Raw genomic sequence first — 18,193 nt, 5'->3', positions numbered from 1 at the left:
GCGGCGAAGAGCTCCTTACGCCCCTACCAGGGCCCGTCCACCCCACCCCGCCCCTTTCGTCACTGCCTCGTGGGTGCGAGTGCGGGTGCGGGTGCGGGTGTGGGTGCGGTTCCGGGGGATCGGGGGGCTGAGTCCCCCCGTTCCTCAGTGGTTTCTTTTCCAGCGGTGTCCGTACCAGATGGCGGCCGTCACCAGTGAGACCGCGCACAGGACGATCAGGGCGGTGCCCCACGGGCCGCCGGCGATGCGGGCCTCGGCCAGGATCGCCGCGCCCGCCGTCGCCACCGGCAGGAGTGCCAGGGCTGCGAACCGCAGCACGGAGGCGATGCCCGGGGCCTTCAGACCGCGGTGGGTCCACCGCCGGCGTCTGCGGGCGGCGGCCGGATCCTGTGCGTAGAACGTTGCCGCTTTCGTCCCCAGCCGCGATGTCGCTTGTTGGTAGAACACGGCCAGTACCGGCATCCAGATCCACGGCAGGGCCAGCCCGATGAGGAAGAGGCCGGAGAAGGACACGACGGACAGGGCCTGGCGGGCCCTGCTCCGTTTTTCGCCGCCGATGAGTCCCAGCAGCGCCGCCATTTTCAGGATCAACCGCCAGCGCGTCCGTCGCGGTACCCGCCCCGCCCCTCCTGGAGGGTGTCGCTCTGCGTGCGCCAGTGCCTTGTTCGCCTCGTCCAGCGAGGCGTAGACGTCCTGCAGGAGCAGGAGTTCGGCGACCCGTCGCTCGCTCTCCGGGGCGTGGCCCGCCACCGCTGCGAGCTCCAGCACCATCTGGGCCCGCGCGAGCAGTGCCGCCACGAAGCTCAACGGGACGAGGACGACGAACGGGCCGCCCACCACCGCGCCCTCGGCGATCGTCACGCGCGTGCCGTGGCTGATGATGCCGGCGTTGAGCTCGTCGGGTCCCGCGCCGGGCGCACGCTCCCGTCGGCGTTCGACCGCCGCGGCCGCTCGGGGTCCGAAGCGGCGGACGGCGAAGAGGGCGAGCTGTTCGGGCATGTGCTCGGGGTCGCCCCAGATCATCGGCAGCAGTGCCTGTGCTTCGACCGCCACCGGCTGGACGGGCCGGGCGGAGGACGGGCTCACGCGTCCTCCCGCGGAGCATCGCGGCGGCGCAGGCCCGTCTCGACCGCGCCGACCACCACCCGGGCCGCGACCCCGATCAGCAGGACGTCGGCGGCCATCTGGGCCGTCGTGACGATCCGGGCCGGCTCCGAGGTCGCGACGATGTCGCCGAAGCCGACCGTACTGAAGACGGTGAGGGTGAAATACAGGGCCGCTGTGCGGTTGAGGTGCTCGCTGAAGCTGCCCGGAACGTTCCGCTCCAGCAGGTGGTACGTCGTAGCGAAGAGGAGCAGGAACAGCGGGACGGTCGTCGCGAGCGTCTCGACCGCGCGCAGGCGGGGCTGGGGCGAGGCGGAGATCGAACGCAGCTGCCGCAGGAAGAGCAGCAGGAGCGCGGCCAGCCCCAGGACGAGCGTCACCGCCGCCCCGCCCGTGAACCTCTCGTCCATGGGCAGCAGGTAGTAGGCGAGCACCAGGGCCGTCGCGGTGGCCAGAGGGCGCAGGACCGCTCCCACTCGCGAGCGGCCCGTCACGAGGCCGCCCCCTGGGGGGCGGTGGCCGTCAGCCGGGCCGTCGGAAGTCGGCGGGTGAAGGCGAAACCGACGAGCGTGATGCCCGACGTGGCCAGGACGGCCGCCTTGAGGCTCTCGATCTGGGCGCTCGTGTAGGCGTCCACGACGGCGTCCGTCTCCTGTGGCGACAGCCCGGACCGTTCGGCTGCGTTCTTGACCTGCGTCGTGCTGACGAAGCTGACGCCCGCCTCGACGGCGACGCCGGTCTCCCGGCGGACCGCGTCCGAGATCCTCGGGTCGCCCTCGATCCGCGTCGTGAAGACGCTCACGAGCGCGCCGATCAGCAGGGAGCCGATGAGCGCGGTGCCCAGGGACGAGCCGAGGTTCTGCGCCGTGTACTGCAGTCCTCCCGCCTCGCCCCGCTCGGCCTCCCCCACGCTGGACTGGGTGACATTGCCGAGCTGGGAGGCGAGCAGCCCCATGCCGAGTCCCAGGACGGCCATGGCCGCCCCGAAGGACAGGTTGTCGATGTCGGGCCGGATGGCGCTGATCAGCCACAGTGTCGCGACCAGCAGGACGGCCAGGCCGCACCGGACGATCGTGCGCGGTCCGGCGATCCTGCCCAGTGCCGGACCGGACAGGGCGGAGACCAGCATCGTCACCGACGTGGGCAGCAGGCGCAGTCCGGTCTGGAAGGCGTTGAACCCCTGGACGATCTGCAGGTAGAGGGGGACGGTGAAGAACAGGCCGAGCAGGATGAGGTTCTGGGCCAGCAGCATGCTCAGGCCGGCGCGCAGTGGTGGGATGCCGAACAGGGAGAACCGCACCAGCGGATCCTGCCCGTGTGCCTCGCGTCGTCTCTCCCAGGCCCGGAACAGCCACAGGAGCACGCCACCCGCGGCGATGACGAAGAAGGTGGGGGAGTAGCCCAGGACGGTGAAGGGCACGCGGCGCGGCCGCAGCCAGCCCCACGCACCGCTCTGCAGGACCCCCAGCACCACGAGGGCGAGCCCGGCGGCGGACAGCGCCATGCCCACCATGTCCAGCCGGGGCCTGGTCGGCGATGGGGTGAGTCGGGGATCCAGCGGACGCACGCCAGCATGGCGACGACCATCACGGCCTCGGCCGCGAACACCAGACGCCACGTCAGGTATGTCGTCACCCACCCGCCGATCAGCGGCCCCACCGCGATGCCCGCACCGGCGAGGCCCCCGATCACCCCGTAGGCGACCGCCCGTTCCCGGCCCCGGTACGCGCCGGCGACGAGCGCCGCCAGGGCCGGCAGGACCAGCGTGGCGCCCAGTCCCTCGATCACCGACCAGCCCACGGTGAGCACCCACAGGGCGGGGGCCAGGGCGGTGAGGGCGGACCCGGCGCCGTACACGGCGAGACCGATGGCGAAGGCGCGCCGGCGCCCGGTCATGTCGCCGAGCTTCCCGCCTGTGATCATGAAGGCGGCCATGACGAGGGTGTAGAGGGTGATCACGGCCTGGATCGAGGTGACCTCGGTGTGGAAGTCCTCGACCAGTCGGCTGATCGACACGTTCATGACCGAGGTGTCCAGCACCATCAGGAACTGGGCCGTGCCGAGGACGGCCAGGGCCCGCCAGCGTTTCACGGCATGAGCCTCCTCCCTGCTGCCACGGCCGGCGCGCTCGCGCACGGGCACGACGATCACCATAGGTCGGCGGTGGCGGACCGAAGGCGTGGTGGACGTTCCCGGCGCCGCGGGTCACCCGGCCGGACCGCCTCCGCTCGCGTGGCGGGGGTGCCCGGTGAGGAACACGATGGAACGAGAGCCGCCCCGGGGCACACCCGCCCCGAACCGGCTCCCGCCCTTGTGGGGAGCGACGCGTCCCGCGCGGAGGGAGGCAGCCATGGACCCGTCCGGCGCACACCCACCCGCCCCCGAACCCCTGAGTACGGCGGAGCGCCAGGAGTATGAGCGACTGCGCCGGCTGGCGACCATGCGTCACCGGCGGGCGCGCACGGTCACGGCGTCCGTGCTGCTGGTCCTCACCTTTCTCCTCGCCCCGCTCGCCGTCGTGGCCGCGTGGGTGAACAGCCAGATCTCCGACGCCGACCGGTATGTGCAGACGGTCGCCCCCATCGCTACCTCGCCGTCCGTGCGGAACGCGGTGACCGACCGGCTGACCGCCCGCGTGGTCGACAAGGTCGACTTCCGCGCCCTCACCGACGCGCTGGGGCGGGCCCTGGCCAAGACCGAGGCGCCGTCCGCCGTCGTGGACAACACCGCCCTCCTGACGGGCCCGCTCAAGAACGCCATGACCACGGCCGTCCACAATGTCGTGAACAAGGTCGTCACCAGTGACCAGTTCACCGAGGCGTGGGACATCGCCAACCGGCGCGCCCACGCGGCGGTGGTGAAGACCCTCACCGGCGAGGGCAACAGCGCCGTTCAGGCCCGGGGCGACACCATCGTCCTGGACATCGGCACACTCGTCGACAACGTCAAGAAGCGACTGGTCGACGAGGGGTATCAGAAGGCCGCCGCGATCCCGGACGTCGACAAGACGGTTCCCCTGTTCACGACGGACAAGCTGGACAAGGCACAGGGCCTGATGCGCCTGCTCGACGTGGTCGGCACCTGGCTGCCCGTCACCACCCTCGCCCTCGCGGCGATCGCCGTCTGGACCGCGCCCTCCCACCGGGTCGGCCTGATGGCCGCCGCCATCGGCATCGGCGTCATGATGGTCGTGCTGCTCATCGGGCTCGCCGTCATGCGGAGGGTCTACCTGGGCTCCGTCCCCACGGACGTGCTCCCCGCCGACGCGGCGAGCACCATCTACGACACGTTCGTACGGTTCCTGCGGGCCAGCACCCGCACCCTGCTCGTCACGGCGGTGATCACCGCGGTGGCCGGCTACCTCTACGGTCCCGGGCGCGGGGCGCGCTTCGTACGGTCGGTGACCGCCCGGGGCACCGGAGCCACCGGCAGGGCACTCGCCCGGTCCGGAGTGCGCACGGGTGCCACGGGCCGCTGGCTGGAGGCCCACCGTGCCTGGACGACCGGCGTCGTCATCGCCGGCGGAGCCGTGGCCCTGGTCCTGTGGAACTACCCCACCGCCGCGTGTGTCGCCCTGGTCCTCGGCATCGTGGTCGTCGTCCTCGCGCTGCTCGGCATTCTCGCGGCGGCCTCCGCGCCACCGCCTACGGACGATCAGATCAGGAGAACGACATGAGCGCTCATGTGAACCTCGCCTACGACTACCCCGTCCTGGGCGCGTTCTGGACCGTTTTGTGGATCTTCCTCTGGGTCCTGTGGGTCATGCTGCTCTTCCGCGTCATCGCCGACATCTTCCGCGACGACAAGCTCAGCGGATGGGCCAAGGCGGCATGGCTGCTCTTCACGGTCTTCCTGCCGTTCCTCGGCGTCTTCGTCTACGTCCTCGCCCGGGGCCGGGAGATGGGGGGCCGCGAAATACGGCACGCCCAGGCCCAGCGCCGGGCGTTCGACGAGTACGTCCGTGAGACCGCCGCCGGCCCGGGAAACCGGAGCGCGGCCGACGAACTGGCCAAGCTCTCCGAGATCAAGGCCAGGGGTGACATCTCGGAGGCGGAGTTCCAGCGGGCCAAGGAGAAGATCCTGCACTGAGCCCCGGCGGTGTCCGGCAGGTCGTGGACGATCCGCCGGACACCGCCTGTGGTCTCAGGCCTTGCTCTCCGCGTATTTCGTCAGGAAGACCGCCTCCGCGAGGGACAGGCGCTCGAGCTCCTCGGGGGAAACGCTCTCGTTCACCGCGTGGATCTGCGCCTCCGGCTCGCTCAGGCCGATGAGGAGGATCTCCGCGTCCGGGTAGAGCGTGGCGAGCGTGTTGCAGAGGGGGATCGAGCCGCCCATGCCGGCCGTCTGCATCTCCTCGCCCGGGTAGGCGACGCGCATGGCCTCGGCCATCGACGCGTACGCCGGGCTGTCCGTGTTGGCCTGGAACGGCTGGCCCTGGCCGACCTGTTCCGTGGTCACGCGGGCGTTCCACGGCGTGGTCTGCTCCAGGTGCGCCCGCAGCAGCTTCGTCGCCGTGGCGGCGTCCATGCCCGGCGGGACGCGCAGGCTGATCAGCGCGCGGGCGCTCGCGTGGACGGACGGGGTGGCGCCGACGACCGGCGGGCAGTCGATGCCGAGGACGGTGACGGCCGGGCGGGCCCAGAGGCGGTCGGCCACCGTGCCGTCGCCGATGAGGCCGACGCCGTCGAGGACCTTCGCGTCCTGGCGGAAGTCCGCCTCCGGGTACTGGAGGCCCTGCCAGGTGCCCTGGGCCTCCAGGCCGGCGACGGTCGTGGAGCCGTCCTCCGCGCGCAGCGAGTCCAGGACGCGGATCAGCGCGGCGAGCGCGTCCGGGGCGGCGCCGCCGAACATTCCGGAGTGGAGGTTGCCCTCGAGGGTGTCCACCTGGACCTGGACGAGCGTCATGCCGCGCAGGGTCGCCGTGACGGTGGGCAGGCCGAGACGGAAGTTGCCCGCGTCGCCGATGACGATGGTGTCGGCGGTCAGCAGCTCCGGGTGGGCCTCGGCGTAGCGCTCCAGGCCGCCGGTGCCCTGCTCCTCCGAGCCCTCGACGATGACCTTGACGTTGACCGGGACGCCGCCGTGCTCCTTCAGGGCGCGCAGGGCCGTGAGGTGCATGATCAGGCCGCCCTTGCAGTCGGCGGCGCCGCGCCCGTACCAGCGGCCGTCGCGCTCGGTGAGCTCGAAGGGCGGGGAGATCCAGGCGGCCTCGTCCAGCGGCGGCTGCACGTCGTAGTGCGCGTAGAGGAGCACCGTCGGGGCGCCGGCCGGGCCGGGGAGGTAGCCGTAGACGGACTGGGTGCCGTCGGGGGTGTCGAGGGTGGCGACGTCCTGGAAGCCCTCGGCGGTCAGCGCGTCGGCCACCCAGCGGGCGGCGGCCTCGCACTCGCTCTTGGGGAACTGCGCCTCGTCCGCGACCGACTTGAAGGCGACCAGCTCGGCCAGCTCGGTGCGGGCGCGGGCCTGAAGGCCGGCGACGGTCGCCGCGAGCGCTGCCGGGTCCGGCTGCTGGCGGGTCGGGGACGTGTCCATGGAACGCTCCTTGGGGGCGCGGCGTTGAGTCCGTACGTACGGGCGATATCGCCCCCGATCCTCCCATGGCCTTCACCGGCTCCGGCCGCTGGCCCGTCAGGTGCCTGGCCTTAGGATGCGGGCGACAGCCTTAGCCGGTGTTCGAGGGGAGCAGAAGCACAGGTGAGCAGCGACAACGCAGCCCGGGAAGTCGCGGGGGAGAGCGTCTGGGACGTCGTGGTGGTCGGAGCCGGGCCCGCCGGTGCCTCGGCCGCGCGTGCCGCCGCTGTCGAGGGACGCCGGGTGCTGCTCCTGGAGAAGGCCGAACTGCCGCGTTACAAGACCTGCGGGGGCGGCATCATCGGCCCCTCGCGCGACGCGCTGCCGCCCGGCTTCGAGCTGCCGCTGCGCGACCGCGTGCACGCCGTGACGTTCTCGCTGAACGGCAGGATGACGCGGACGCGGCGGTCCAAGCGGATGCTCTTCGGGTTGATCAACCGGCCGGAGTTCGACGCCGCCCTGGTCGAGAGCGCCAAGGCCGCCGGTGCCGAGGTGCGTACGGGCGTGACCGTCTCCCGCGTGGAGCAGCACGGCCCGGCCGTGCCCGACCGGCGCACCGTCGCCCTCGTGCTCGGCGACGGGAGCACCGTCCTGGCCCGCGCCGTGGTGGGTGCCGACGGCAGCGCGGGGCGCATAGGGGCACACGTGGGGGTGAAGCTCGAGCAGGTGGATCTCGGCCTGGAGGCCGAGATCCCGGTGCCCGCGACCGTCGCCGAGGACTGGGCCGGGCGCGTCCTGATCGACTGGGGTCCGATTCCCGGCAGTTATGGGTGGGTTTTCCCCAAGGGGGACACCCTCACGGTCGGGGTGATCTCGGCGCGGGGCGAGGGCGCGGCCACCAAGCGGTACCTGGAGGACTTCATCGCCCGGCTGGGGCTGGCCGGTTTCGAGCCCAGCATCTCGTCCGGGCACCTGACGCGCTGCCGGGCCGACGACTCGCCGCTGTCCCGGGGCCGGGTGCTCGTCTGCGGTGACGCGGCCGGGCTGCTGGAGCCGTGGACGCGCGAGGGCATCTCCTTCGCCCTGCGCTCCGGGCGCCTGGCGGGGGAGTGGGCCGTGCGGATCGCCGAGGCGCAGGACGCTGTGGACGCCCGTCGCCAGGCTCTCAACTACGCCTTCGCCATCAAGGCGGGGCTGGGCGTGGAGATGGGCGTGGGGCGCCGGATGCTCACCCTCTTCGAGCGTCGGCCCGGTCTCGTTCATGCCGCCGTCACCGGCTTCCGCCCGGCCTGGCGGGCCTTCGCCAGGATCACGCGCGGCTCGACCACGCTCGCCGAGATCGTGCGGACGCATCCGGTGGCCCGGCGCGTGCTGAGCTCCGTCGACCGGGGCTGAGCCGTTTCCGGCGGGCGAGGGGTGCCGGGCTGCCTCTTCGGAGGCGTCCCCGGCCCGGAGGCCGCCGTCAGAACAGGGCGTCCTGCGGGCCCGCCGTCCCCGGCCGGGCCGTCGCCGTCGTCGGGGCGGACGGATCCGCGGCGGTGAGGGGCCAGCCCGCCAGTTTTCGGGCGTCCAGCAGCAGAGGGCGTCCGTCCGTCGCCTCCAGGTAGACGTCCGGGCCCGCCACCGCCGTCACCCGGCCCGCGACCGTGCGGTCGGGGGCGAGCTCGACGACGGCCTGGCCCGGGCCTATCCGGTCCAGGTGGTACGTCGAATCGTGGTGCTCGGGGGAGAAGGGCCGCCTCGTCAGCGACTCCGGCAGCAGGGCCGAGGCCCGGCCGTGCAGCCGGGCCAGGTCCGCCGTGCGCCGCTCCTGCGAGGGGACGGGGTGACGCGCCGCCCGCTTCGCCGCGTACGGGAAGCGGTCCGGGACCGCGAGCGCCGCGCCCAGCACCGCCTCCGCCCGGCGCGCCGCCATCAGCGGGCCTCGGGCCAGGAGTGCCGAGGACAGCGCTGCTTGTTCCAGGAGGCGGGCGCCTTCCCGCTCGGCGGCCGTGATGCCGACCTTGATCAGGCCGGGGGCGAACCAGGCGAGGTAGAGGTCGTACGGGCGCGGGTCGTCGGCGATCGTGTCCGCCGCGACCGAGTGCGAACGGTCCAGGCGGGCGCACTCCGGGCACTGCGCCGAGACCGCTGACGGCGGGACCGTCCCAGCGGTCGGGCACGGCGTGTGGCGCCCGGCCCTGCGTACCCCGACGCACCGCCGGGCGGCGCCCGTGGTGAACGCCAGCGGCCGGTCCGGCGGCAGGGGGGAGAGCCGCTCCCCGTGCCGAGGGTGGCGCCAGACCAGCGCCGGGCCCGAGGCGCTCCACCGTGGGCCCGCGCAGAGCCACTCCTCGTGCTGGTCGCTCATCGTGCCCACCCCCACGGTCGCCGTGTTTCCTCCATGGTGTCAGCCGGCACTGACAGCGGCGCCCGCCCGGCGGGTGGCGTACGCGACGAGCGCCGACATCGCTGCCAGCGCGGCCACCGTGGTGAGCGCCAGGGGCAGCGAGAAACGGTCGGCGAGGATGCCGATGGCCGGCGGTCCCAGCAGCATGCCGCCGTAGCCGAAGGTGGAGGCGGCGGCCACACCGCCCGGACCGGCCAGCTCACCGGCCCTGCCGACCGCGACCGGGAAGATGTTGGCCAGCCCCAGCCCGGTGATCGCGAACCCGGCGAGGGCCGCCCACACCGACGGGGCCAGCGAGGCCAGCAGCATGCCCAGCGCGGCCGTCGTACCCCCGGCCACCAGCAGCCTCGTCTGCCCCAGCCGTTCCAGGAGGGCGGTGCCGCTCAGCCGGCCGAGCGTCATGGCGAGCGCGAAGACTGAGTAGCCGAGGGCGGCGAGCCCGGCCGGGGCGGCGAGGTCCTGCCGCAGATGGAGCGTGCCCCAGTCCGCGAGCGCGCCTTCGCCGTAGGCGGTGCACAGGGCGATCAGGCCGAAGACGGTCACGAGGCGCCGTTCGCGCGCCCCGCGTCCCGCGGAGTCGGTCTGTGTGACGACAGGTGCGGGCCGTCGATGGCTGGTCGCGCAGTTCCCCGCGCCCCTTTCCGGCCCCTTGCGGCCCGGCGCCGGGTGGGCGAGCAGGACGCGGCCCGCCGCCGCGCCCGCGACCAGGCCGGTCGCGGTGAGGAGCAGCAGGTGCGCGGTCACGGACAGCCGGCCGGCGAGCAGGGCGCCGAGCCCCGCGCCGAGCATGCCCCCGACGCTGAACGCGGCGTGGAAGCTCGGCATCACGGGTCTGCGCAGCGCCGCGACGAGGTCGACTGCCGCGCTGTTCATCGCGACGTTCAGGCCGCCGTAGGCGGCGCCGAAGACGAGCAGCACCAGGCCGAGGGCGAGCGGGGAGTGGGTCAGCGGGGGCAGCGCGATGCCGAGGGACATCAGGAGGGCGGCGGCGACGGTCACCGGATGGCTGCCGAAGCGCCGGCACAGCCGTCCGGTCAGTGTCATCGTGGCGACCGCTCCGGCCGACACGCCGAGCAGAGCGAGCCCCAGAGCACCGTCGGAGGCGCCCGTCTGCTGCTTGATCGCGGGGATGCGGACCACCCAGCCGGCGAAAAGGAAGCCGTCGAGGGCGAAGAAAAGGGTCAGGGCGGAGCGAAGAGGACGGAGGGCGTCGGCGCCGGAGGTTACTCGTGGTTCTCCGAGGATGGCCGTCCGTATTTTGTTTAGCGTCGGCACAAAGTCAGAATAGAGGCGTGACGCAGACTCGGACAACACGTTTGGAGCGGGGACGGGGCGCCCTCGGCCCCGCCCTGGAGCTCGTACACACCGGTCGCGCCCCCACGCGCGCCGTCCTCACCACCGAGCTCGGGGTGACCCGGGCGACCGCCGGTGCCGTGGCGGCGGAGCTGGAGGCGCTCGGCCTGATCCAGGTCGACCCGCGCCCGGTGGCCGCCGGTTCCCAGGGCAGGCCCTCCCACCGGCTGTCCATCGCACCGCGCGGGCCCGTCGTGCTCGCCGCGCAGATCCACGCCGACGGCTATCGCGCCGCGCTGGTCGGCCTGGGCGGCCGGATGGTCGCCACGGCCCCCGGCTGCATGGACGTGCCCGCCGACCCCTCGCACATCATCGACGCCGTCGTCGAGGCCGGGGCGGCGCTGCTCCGGGAGTCCGGGCGGCGCTGCCTGGGCGCCGGGCTCGCCGTGCCGTCGGCCGTCGCCGAGCCCGAGGGCACGGCCCTCAACCCGCTGCACCTGTCCTGGCCCGTCGGCGCCCCCGTGCGCGAGCTGTTCGGCGAGGCGCTCGCCAAGTCCGGGGTGCTGGGCCCGGACGCCTCACCCGTCCTGGGCGTCACGGGCAACGACGTCAACCTCGCGGCCCTCGCCGAGCACCGCCACGGCGCGGGCCGGGGCGCCCGCCATCTGCTGTGCGTGGCCACCGGCCACCGGGGCGTGGGCGGCGCGCTCGTCCTCGACGGGCGGCTGCACAGCGGCAGTTCCGGCCTGGCCCTGGAGGTGGGGCACCTCACCGTCAACCCCGCGGGCCTGCCCTGTCACTGCGGCAGCCGCGGCTGCCTCGACGTCGAGACCGACCCGCTGGCCTTCCTCACCGCCGCCGGGCGCGCTCCGGGCCCCGCCGTCTCGCTGCTCCAGCAGGCCCGTGACCTGCTGCGCTCGGAGTACGACGACCCGTCCGTCCGGGCCGCCGCCGAGCTGATCGTCGACCGGCTGGGCCTGGGCCTGGCCGGGCTGGTGAACATCCTCAACCCCGACCGCATCCTCCTCGGCGGCCTCCACCGCGAGCTGCTGGAGGCCGACCCCGAGCGGCTGCGCGCGGTCGTCGCCGACCGCAGCCTGTGGGGCCGCAGCGGTGGCGTCCCCATCCTCCCCTGCACCCTGGACTTCAACAGCCTCATCGGCGCGGCCGAAGCGGCCTGGCAGCCCGTCCTCGACGACCCGCTGGCCCTGCTCGGCTGACGGATCGTCCGGTCCGCCGTCCTCCGCTTCAGCCCGGGACGGCGGACCGGACGGGGGCGTGGACGCGCGGCACCGCGCGGCGCGGCCTGGCCGCCGTCCCCGTGAACGCCGGGTCCTCCAGCTCGTCCAGGGCGGGCCCGCCCCGGAGGACCTGGACGGGCCGGGTGAAGGGGGTGACGGTGCCCGCGCTCCGCGCGGAGCGCGGCGGCGCCGCCGGGGTAGCGGCCGGCACGGCAAGGGTGAACCAGACGACCTTCCCGCCGTCCTGCCGCTGCTGCACCCCCCAGCTGGAGCTGAGCGCCGCGACGAGCGCCAGCCCCCTGCCGTGGGTGCTGCCGGTGTCGGCATCGCCGATCGCGGGCAACCGGGGATCGTGGTCCCGTACCGAGACGGTCAGCCGGGACGGCACGAGGTCGATCTCCACCGTGCAGCGTTTGTCCGGTTCGGCATGCTGGTGAACATTGGTCAGGAGCTCGGTGACGCCGAGCGCGGCAAGGTCGATGAGGGCGTCGAGATGCCAGTACCGCAACTGCGCAGATACGATTCTGCGCACTTGCCCGATGCGCGGTGGGAGGGCCTGGAGCTCAACGGTGCAGTGCTTGTTCACTCGGCTGATCACGGCTGCGACTCCCTGAAGAAGTAGGGCTAGCCTGATTCCGATGGACGGTGCGACACACGCCCGACACGGTCCCGCGGCGCCTTCGGGCGGCCCGCCCGGCGGCCCGGCCCACTTCGGTGACCACCGATGGACCCTCGGTGATGCCAATATGAGTCAAGGGTCGACTCTCGCGGCCGTGTTCGCAACTCCTGCACCCGTCAGTGCTTCACCGTGCTTCCGTGCGCCGACCGCACCACCTCGAGGAAACGGTTGACCTCCGCCTCGCCCGTGGTAGAGCCCGCCTCCCCGGGGCCCTCGGGCCCGCCCAGGGTGAGGACGTAGCGATTGCCGTTGACGGTCGCGCGGGCCCGGTCCCGGGCGGCGAACCAGGGCTTGCCGGCCCGCACCGAGTCCACCGGCGCGCTGTCGATCTCCCGGCCGTAGCTGGTCAGCAGCCGTAGCCGACCGTCCTGGATCCTCACCTGGCCGGCCCGGGTCAGATTGCGGTGCGCCCGTTCTATCCGCACCCCTGTCGCGCTGAACTCCGGTTCCGTCACGGTGCACCGCCTCTCGGCCGAAATCGCTGTCCCGTGCGCAGTCTGCCCGTGAGCAGGCCCGCGCACCAGTGCCCCTTTATGATCGAAACGCCCGAGTGATCCGTTTGAGCCCCATCCGGAAACATGAGGAGCGGCGTGTGACCGGCACCGTGCGCACCATCGACGTCGACCGCGGCGACGCGGCCTACCGCTCCTGGCTGAAGGAGGCGGTCCGCAAGGTCCAGGCGGACGCCAACCGTTCCGCCGACACCCATCTGCTGCGATTCCCGCTGCCCGGCGAGTGGGGCGTCGACCTCTACCTGAAGGACGAGAGCACCCACCCCACCGGCAGCCTCAAGCACCGCCTCGCCCGCTCGCTCTTCCTCTACGGGCTCTGCAACGGCTGGATCCGCCCCGAGGTCTCGGTGATCGAGGCGTCCAGCGGCTCCACCGCCATCTCCGAGGCCTATTTCGCCCAGCTGATCGGCGTTCCCTTCGTCGCCGTCATGCCGCGCACGACGAGCCGGGAGAAGTGCCGGCTGATCGAGTTCCATGGCGGCCGGTGCCATTTCGTGGACGACCCCCGGACGATGTACGCGGAGGCGGCGGCCCTCGCGGAGCGGTCCGGCGGACACTACATCGACCAGTTCACCTACGCCGAACGGGCCACGGACTGGCGGGGCAACAACAACATCGCCGAGGCGATCTACAGCCAGTTGCGGCTGGAACGCCACCCCGAGCCCGCCTGGATCGTCGCCACCGCGGGCACCGGCGGCACCTCCGCCACCATCGCCCGCTACACGCGCTACATGCAGTACGACACCCGGGTGTGTGTCGCGGACCCGGAGAACTCCTGTTTCTTCGAGGGCTGGCGGGACAACGACCCCGACGCGACCAGCGAGCGCGGCTCCCGCATCGAGGGCATCGGCCGGCCCCGCATGGAACCCAGCTTCCTCGCCGCCGCGATCGACCGGATGATGAAGGTCCCGGACGCCGCCACCGTCGCGGCGGTGCGCGCCCTGGAGACGGTCCTCGGCCGCAAGGCCGGCGGCTCCACCGGCACCGGCCTGTGGAGCGCGCTGAAGATCGTCGCGGAGATGGTCGCCGAGGGGCGCGCGGGCAGCGTCGTGACCCTCATCTGCGACCCCGGCGACCGCTACCTCGACAAGTACTACTCCGACGCCTGGCTCGCCGCGGAGGGCCTGGACATCCAGCCCTACGCCATGGCCATCGACGCCTTCCTGTCGACCGGCCGCTGGCCCGGCTGACCACGGGTCCGGCTGACCACGGGGCCCGCCGCTGCGGTTCGGCTCAGGCCCGCGCGCCGTCGCCGCCCCGGGCCTCGGCCACCACCAGCTCCGGCAGGCGCTCGGCGATCTCCGCGCGGGCGCGCGGCGGCAGGCCCCCGTCGGTCACCAGCACATGGACGTCGTCCAGCGTGGCGAACGAGCTGAGCCCCACCGTGCCCCACTTGGTGTGGTCGGCCAGCACCACGACGCGCCGGGCGGAGCGGACGAAGTGGCGGTTGGTCTCGGCCTCCGCGAGGTTGGGCGTCGACAGCCCCGCCTCCACGGATATGCCGTGCACCCCGATGAACAGCACGTCGAAGTGGAGCGACCGGATCGCCGCGTCCGCGACCGGCCCCACCAGCGTGTCCGACGGCGTGCGCACCCCGCCCGTCAGGACGACCGTGGCCGCGCCCGGGCGCGCCTGCGGCCCGTTCGCCGACATCGAGTGCCGGTTGGTGTGGAACACATCGGCCACCCGTACCGAGTTGGTGACGACCGTCAGATCGGGGATGTCCACCAGCCGCTGGGCCAGGGCGAAGGCCGTCGTCCCGCCCGCCACCGCGATGGCCGCGCCGCGCGCGGCCATGCGGACCGCCGCCCGCGCGATGTCCTCCTTGGCGCTGAGCTCCAGCACCGACTTCGCCTCGAAACCGGGCTCGTGCGTGGTCGCCTCCGCGACCGGCACCGCGCCGCCGTGGACCTTCTCCACGACGCCCTGCCGGGCCAGCGCGTCCAGGTCGCGGCGGACCGTCATGTCCGAGACGTTCAGGCGCCGCGTCAGCTCGTTGACCCGTACCCCGCCGCGCCGCCTGACCTCGTCGAGGATCAGGGCTCGCCGCTGCTCCGCCAGGAGATTCTGCTGGTCGCTCACGCGGTCCCTCCTTGCCGGCCGACCGCCGCCCATGATGCGCACACATCCTTTCACGCGCGAACGACAACGAACGGTTTCGCTCAGGCCACTTCCGGGCTCCGGCTCACGGCGAGTCGGGCAGATCCCCCGCGTACAGCAGGGTGAGGTCGTCCGTGCTGGGCGCGGCCAGCTGCGCCACCCGGCCCGCGTGCCGCTCGACCATCGCCTCGAAGGTGCGGCGGGCGGTGCGGCCGTTGCCGAAGGCCGGCCCCTTGGGGATGTCGGTGAAGTACCGCAGCAGCGCCTCGGCGGCCTCGTCGCTGATCCGGTACTCGTGCTCGTCGGCCTGCTGCCGCACGATGCGCAACAGCTCCTCCGGCGCGTAGTCGCCGAAGGTGATGGTGCGTGAGAAGCGGGACGCCACGCCCGGGTTGACGGTCAGGAAGCGCTGCATCTCGGCGGTGTAGCCGGCGACGATGACCACGACCTCGTCCCGGTGGTCCTCCATCAGCTTCACCAGCGTGTCGATCGCCTCCCGGCCGAAGTCCCGCCCGGAGTCCTCGGGACAGAGCGCGTACGCCTCGTCGATGAACAGCACCCCGCCGCGCGCCCGGTCGAAGGCCTCCTGGGTGCGCAGCGCGGTGGAGCCGATGTGCTCGCCCACCAGGTCCACCCGGGCCACCTCCACCAGATGGCCGCGCTCCAGCACCCCGAGGGAGGCGAGGATCTCGCCGTAGAGCCGGGCCACGGTGGTCTTCCCGGTGCCCGGCGAACCGGTGAAGACCAAGTGCCGGCGGGGGGAGGCCGCCTTCAGCCCGGCCAGCCGGCGCCGCCGCCCGACCTCGAGCATGTCCGTCAGGGCCCGCACCTCGCGCTTGACGCTCTCCAGGCCCACCAGCGCGTCCAGTTCGGCCAGCGCCGCCGCGGCCGTGCGCGAGGCCCCGGCGGGCGCCGGGTCGGCGACGGCGGGGGAGCGCTGGGCCGGGACCCCCGGCGCCCCCCGGTCGGGCGGCCGCGCCGCCCGCTCCACGGCGGGCACCGCGGCCCGGTGCCGCACGGTGTCCTCGTCGCTGGTGCAGCCCTGGCTGACCGGGCCGTCCTCGGCGAACTCGTAGCCGCCGCGCGCGCACCGCTCGGTGCGGCACGCCGTCAGCGTCGACCGGCAGCCGTCGATGACGTGGAAGCCGTAGCCGGCGCTGCCCGTCACCCGGCAGCCGTCGAAGGTGCCGCGCCCCTCGGCGGAGACGTAGAAGCCGGCTTCCCTCGGGGAGGTGACCGTGCAGCGCTCGACGAGCGGGTCCGCGCCCTTGGTGACGATGACGCCGGTCGACGTCGCGTCGACGGCGCAGCCGCTGAGGGTGCCGCCGCTGCCGTGGCCCCGGAACCAGACGCCCGTGGTCGCCTCCCGGATCCGGCAGTCGGCAAGCCGCGCGGTCGCCCCGCCGCTCACCGAGACCGCCGTGCCGCGCACTCGCGCCAGATCGCTGTCGGTGACGTCCGCGCTGGACTCCCGGTCCAGGACGAACAGCGCGTCCGGCACGTCGTGCACCCGGCAGGAGACCAGCTCGGCGCCCGCGCCGTCGCTCACCCACACCGCCGGGTAGTCGCCCGTGCTGTCGTGGATCTCGCACTGCCCGGCCTCCACGCGCGTGCCCGGATCCCACACCGACAGGCCGTTGCGGCCGAAGCGGCGCACCGCCGAGCGCGTCATCGTCAGCACCGAGCGGGAGCGCAGGTCGATCGCGTTCTCCGGGACGTCGTGGATGTCGCAGTCGGTGAGCGACAGCACGGCGTCGGTGTCCAGGGTCACGCCGTCGGCGGACGTGCGGTGCACCCGGCAGTCCGTCAGCAGCCCGGTGGCGCGCGAGGTCAGCTGGACGCCCGTCCCCTGGATCTCGTACACCTCGCAGCCGACGGCCTCCAGGGTGCTGCCCTCGCCCGTCAGCGACAGGCCCGCCCCCCGGGTGTGGTGCACCCGGCAGCGCTCCAGGCGCGGCGCGGCGCCGCCGCGCACCGTGACGCCCGACTGGCCCGCCGCCACCACCTCGCAGTCCTCGAAGAGCCCGGCGGCGCCGTCCAGCACGCTGATGCCGACGCCCCCCGGATTGTCGACGGAGCAGCGGCGCACCGTGGGCCGGGCCCCGTCGCGCACCTCGATGCCGGCCGCCGAGCGTGTCACCACCCGCAGGTCCGCGAGCTCCGGCGCGCCGTCCTCGACGAGCAGCGCCGGCGCGGACGCGTCGTGCCCCTCGATCAGCAGATCGCGGAGCGTCGCCGAGGCGCGCACGGTCACCGCGACGCCCTCGGTCGGGGCGATCCGCACCGTGCCCCGCCCGCCCTCGCCGCCCCGCAGGGTGACGGGCCGGGAGACGATGAGATTCTCCCGGTACGTTCCGGGCGCGACGGACAGCACGTCGCCGTCGGCCGCCGCCTCCAGGGCGGAGGCCAGGGAGTCGTACTCGCCCGTACGCCGCCGCCAGCGCGACGTGCCCGTGTGCGTCACCTGGACCGATCCCGTGCTCGAACCCTGTGCCATGGTGCTGCTGTGCCCCCACGTAAGCGTGTGTGTGCATCCGGGACGGAGGAGTACCGGCCGCACCACCGTAGCGCGCGCGGAGCACGGGAGTTGGCTGTCCGGGACCCTCGTCAGCTTCCCGCGTCGGCCCGTCCCCAGGTGTGCCCGGCGCGCTCCCATGCCTGGTCCCACTCGGCGTACCGGCGGCGCGCGAGCCGCCAGACCACCAGCCTGCGCGCCCCCTCGACCAGGCCGGCGGCGGCGCCCGCCGCCCCCAGACCGGCGAGCACCGCGTGGACGGCGGCGGCCGCGCCGTCCATGGGACGGCTCACGGCGGCGCCCCGGTCGTCGGTCCACAGCGGGAACGGCTCGCCGGGCCGCGCGTACTGACGGACGGCCACCAGACCCGTGCGCTCCAGGCCGTCCGGGCCCCGCCAGCGGGCGAGGACCCGCCGGTAGCCGTCGCGCCCGGCACCGGCCTCTCGCCCGCCACCGGCCTCGTGGCCGTCGCCGTCAGTGCTCCCGGAGGCCGGGGCCAGGGCGGTGGCGGTCACCAGATGGCGGTGCAGGTGCTGGTCCCGGACGGTCTCCCGGAGCGCCTCGTGGGCCAGGGAGCCCGCCGTCCAGCCCAGGGCCGGCCCCAGGAGCAGCGTCAGCACCACGGCGGCCACCCCCGCCCAGGCCTCGACGACATCGCTCCGGCGCCGCAGCGGACTGCGCCGCCGGCGCCACAGGGACAGCCAGAAGGAAAGCGTCGCGCGCATGGTGTTCACCCCCTTACGCGTCCGTAAATACCTCACACCGGGCACCGCATGCGGAGGAAGGCGACGGAGGGCGGAAAATCACCCCTCGCGGCTGCCGTGCGCGGCGGCACGTTGACGGAAGACG

Annotated in this window: 15 protein-coding genes and 1 pseudogene; 5 read left to right on the top strand and 11 right to left on the bottom strand. The window is 73.5% G+C overall.

Annotated elements, in window-relative coordinates:
- Positions 1–144 precede the first annotated feature (144 nt).
- The 3 genes and pseudogenes from EKH77_RS04175 to EKH77_RS04165 all read right to left on the bottom strand — a co-directional run bounded on the left by EKH77_RS04175 (position 145) and on the right by EKH77_RS04165 (position 3,195).
- Positions 145–1,086 (bottom strand): hypothetical protein, encoded by a 942-nt coding sequence (locus EKH77_RS04175; RefSeq protein ID WP_126913081.1) that lies wholly within the window; start codon positions 1,084–1,086, stop codon positions 145–147.
- A complete protein-coding gene (locus EKH77_RS04170) occupies positions 1,083–1,598 on the bottom strand; it encodes a potassium channel family protein (protein ID WP_240667213.1) in 516 nt (171 codons plus the stop codon). The genes EKH77_RS04175 and EKH77_RS04170 overlap by 4 nt, the downstream gene beginning before the upstream one ends.
- Positions 1,595–3,195, bottom strand: a pseudogene (locus EKH77_RS04165) (MFS transporter). Before EKH77_RS04165 ends, EKH77_RS04170 begins: the two are co-directional and overlap by 4 nt.
- A 259-nt stretch (positions 3,196–3,454) precedes the next feature.
- On the opposite strand from EKH77_RS04165, the gene EKH77_RS04160 reads away from it, so the two are divergent.
- Positions 3,455–4,780 (top strand): hypothetical protein, encoded by a 1,326-nt coding sequence (locus EKH77_RS04160; RefSeq protein WP_126913080.1) that lies wholly within the window; start codon positions 3,455–3,457, stop codon positions 4,778–4,780.
- Entirely contained in the window at positions 4,777–5,193 is a 417-nt protein-coding gene (locus tag EKH77_RS04155) for an SHOCT domain-containing protein (protein ID WP_126913079.1), read from the top strand. Before EKH77_RS04160 ends, EKH77_RS04155 begins: the two co-directional genes overlap by 4 nt.
- A 54-nt stretch (positions 5,194–5,247) precedes the next feature.
- On the opposite strand, the gene EKH77_RS04150 is transcribed toward EKH77_RS04155, so the two are convergent.
- Positions 5,248–6,636 carry a dipeptidase gene (locus EKH77_RS04150; RefSeq protein WP_126913078.1) on the bottom strand — a complete coding sequence of 463 codons (1,389 nt, stop codon included), beginning with the start codon at positions 6,634–6,636 and terminating at the stop codon, positions 5,248–5,250.
- Between the two features lie 162 nt (positions 6,637–6,798).
- Here EKH77_RS04150 and EKH77_RS04145 point away from each other — a divergent pair, with 162 nt between their 5' ends.
- Entirely contained in the window at positions 6,799–8,010 is a 1,212-nt protein-coding gene (locus tag EKH77_RS04145) for a geranylgeranyl reductase family protein (protein ID WP_126913077.1), read from the top strand.
- 67 nt (positions 8,011–8,077) lie between these two features.
- Here EKH77_RS04145 and EKH77_RS04140 read toward each other — a convergent pair whose 3' ends face one another.
- A complete protein-coding gene (locus EKH77_RS04140) occupies positions 8,078–8,965 on the bottom strand; it encodes a DUF2797 domain-containing protein (protein WP_126913076.1) in 888 nt (295 codons plus the stop codon).
- 39 nt (positions 8,966–9,004) lie between these two features.
- Positions 9,005–10,279, bottom strand: coding sequence for an MFS transporter (locus EKH77_RS04135; protein ID WP_126913075.1), 1,275 nt, complete (start codon positions 10,277–10,279; stop codon positions 9,005–9,007).
- Between the two features lie 17 nt (positions 10,280–10,296).
- On the opposite strand from EKH77_RS04135, the gene EKH77_RS04130 reads away from it, so the two are divergent.
- On the top strand, positions 10,297–11,517 hold the full coding sequence (locus EKH77_RS04130) for an ROK family protein (protein WP_126913074.1): 1,221 nt from the start codon (positions 10,297–10,299) through the stop codon (positions 11,515–11,517).
- Positions 11,518–11,545: 28 nt separating this feature from the next.
- On the opposite strand, the gene EKH77_RS04125 is transcribed toward EKH77_RS04130, so the two are convergent.
- Positions 11,546–12,136, bottom strand: coding sequence for an ATP-binding protein (locus EKH77_RS04125; protein WP_126913073.1), 591 nt, complete (start codon positions 12,134–12,136; stop codon positions 11,546–11,548).
- A 197-nt stretch (positions 12,137–12,333) separates the two neighbouring features.
- Positions 12,334–12,672, bottom strand: coding sequence for a hypothetical protein (locus EKH77_RS04120; protein ID WP_126913072.1), 339 nt, complete (start codon positions 12,670–12,672; stop codon positions 12,334–12,336).
- Between the two features lie 137 nt (positions 12,673–12,809).
- On the opposite strand from EKH77_RS04120, the gene EKH77_RS04115 reads away from it, so the two are divergent.
- Positions 12,810–13,919, top strand: coding sequence for a PLP-dependent cysteine synthase family protein (locus EKH77_RS04115; RefSeq protein WP_240667212.1), 1,110 nt, complete (start codon positions 12,810–12,812; stop codon positions 13,917–13,919).
- A 43-nt stretch (positions 13,920–13,962) separates the two neighbouring features.
- Here the strand turns inward: EKH77_RS04115 and EKH77_RS04110 are convergent, their stop codons facing one another.
- From EKH77_RS04110 to EKH77_RS04100, 3 genes are all read right to left on the bottom strand, one after another.
- A complete protein-coding gene (locus EKH77_RS04110; protein WP_126913071.1) occupies positions 13,963–14,811 on the bottom strand; it encodes a DeoR/GlpR family DNA-binding transcription regulator in 849 nt (282 codons plus the stop codon).
- A 103-nt stretch (positions 14,812–14,914) separates the two neighbouring features.
- Entirely contained in the window at positions 14,915–17,326 is a 2,412-nt protein-coding gene (locus tag EKH77_RS04105) for a right-handed parallel beta-helix repeat-containing protein (RefSeq protein WP_126913070.1), read from the bottom strand.
- A 110-nt stretch (positions 17,327–17,436) separates the two neighbouring features.
- Entirely contained in the window at positions 17,437–18,069 is a 633-nt protein-coding gene (locus EKH77_RS04100; RefSeq protein ID WP_126913069.1) for an Rv1733c family protein, read from the bottom strand.
- Positions 18,070–18,193 lie beyond the last annotated feature (124 nt).

Source organism: Streptomyces luteoverticillatus (assembly GCF_003970715.1).
GTDB lineage: Bacteria > Actinomycetota > Actinomycetes > Streptomycetales > Streptomycetaceae > Streptomyces > Streptomyces abikoensis.
Note: the sequence above shows the minus strand (reverse complement) of the source record. Positions and strands in the feature narration are given on the sequence as shown.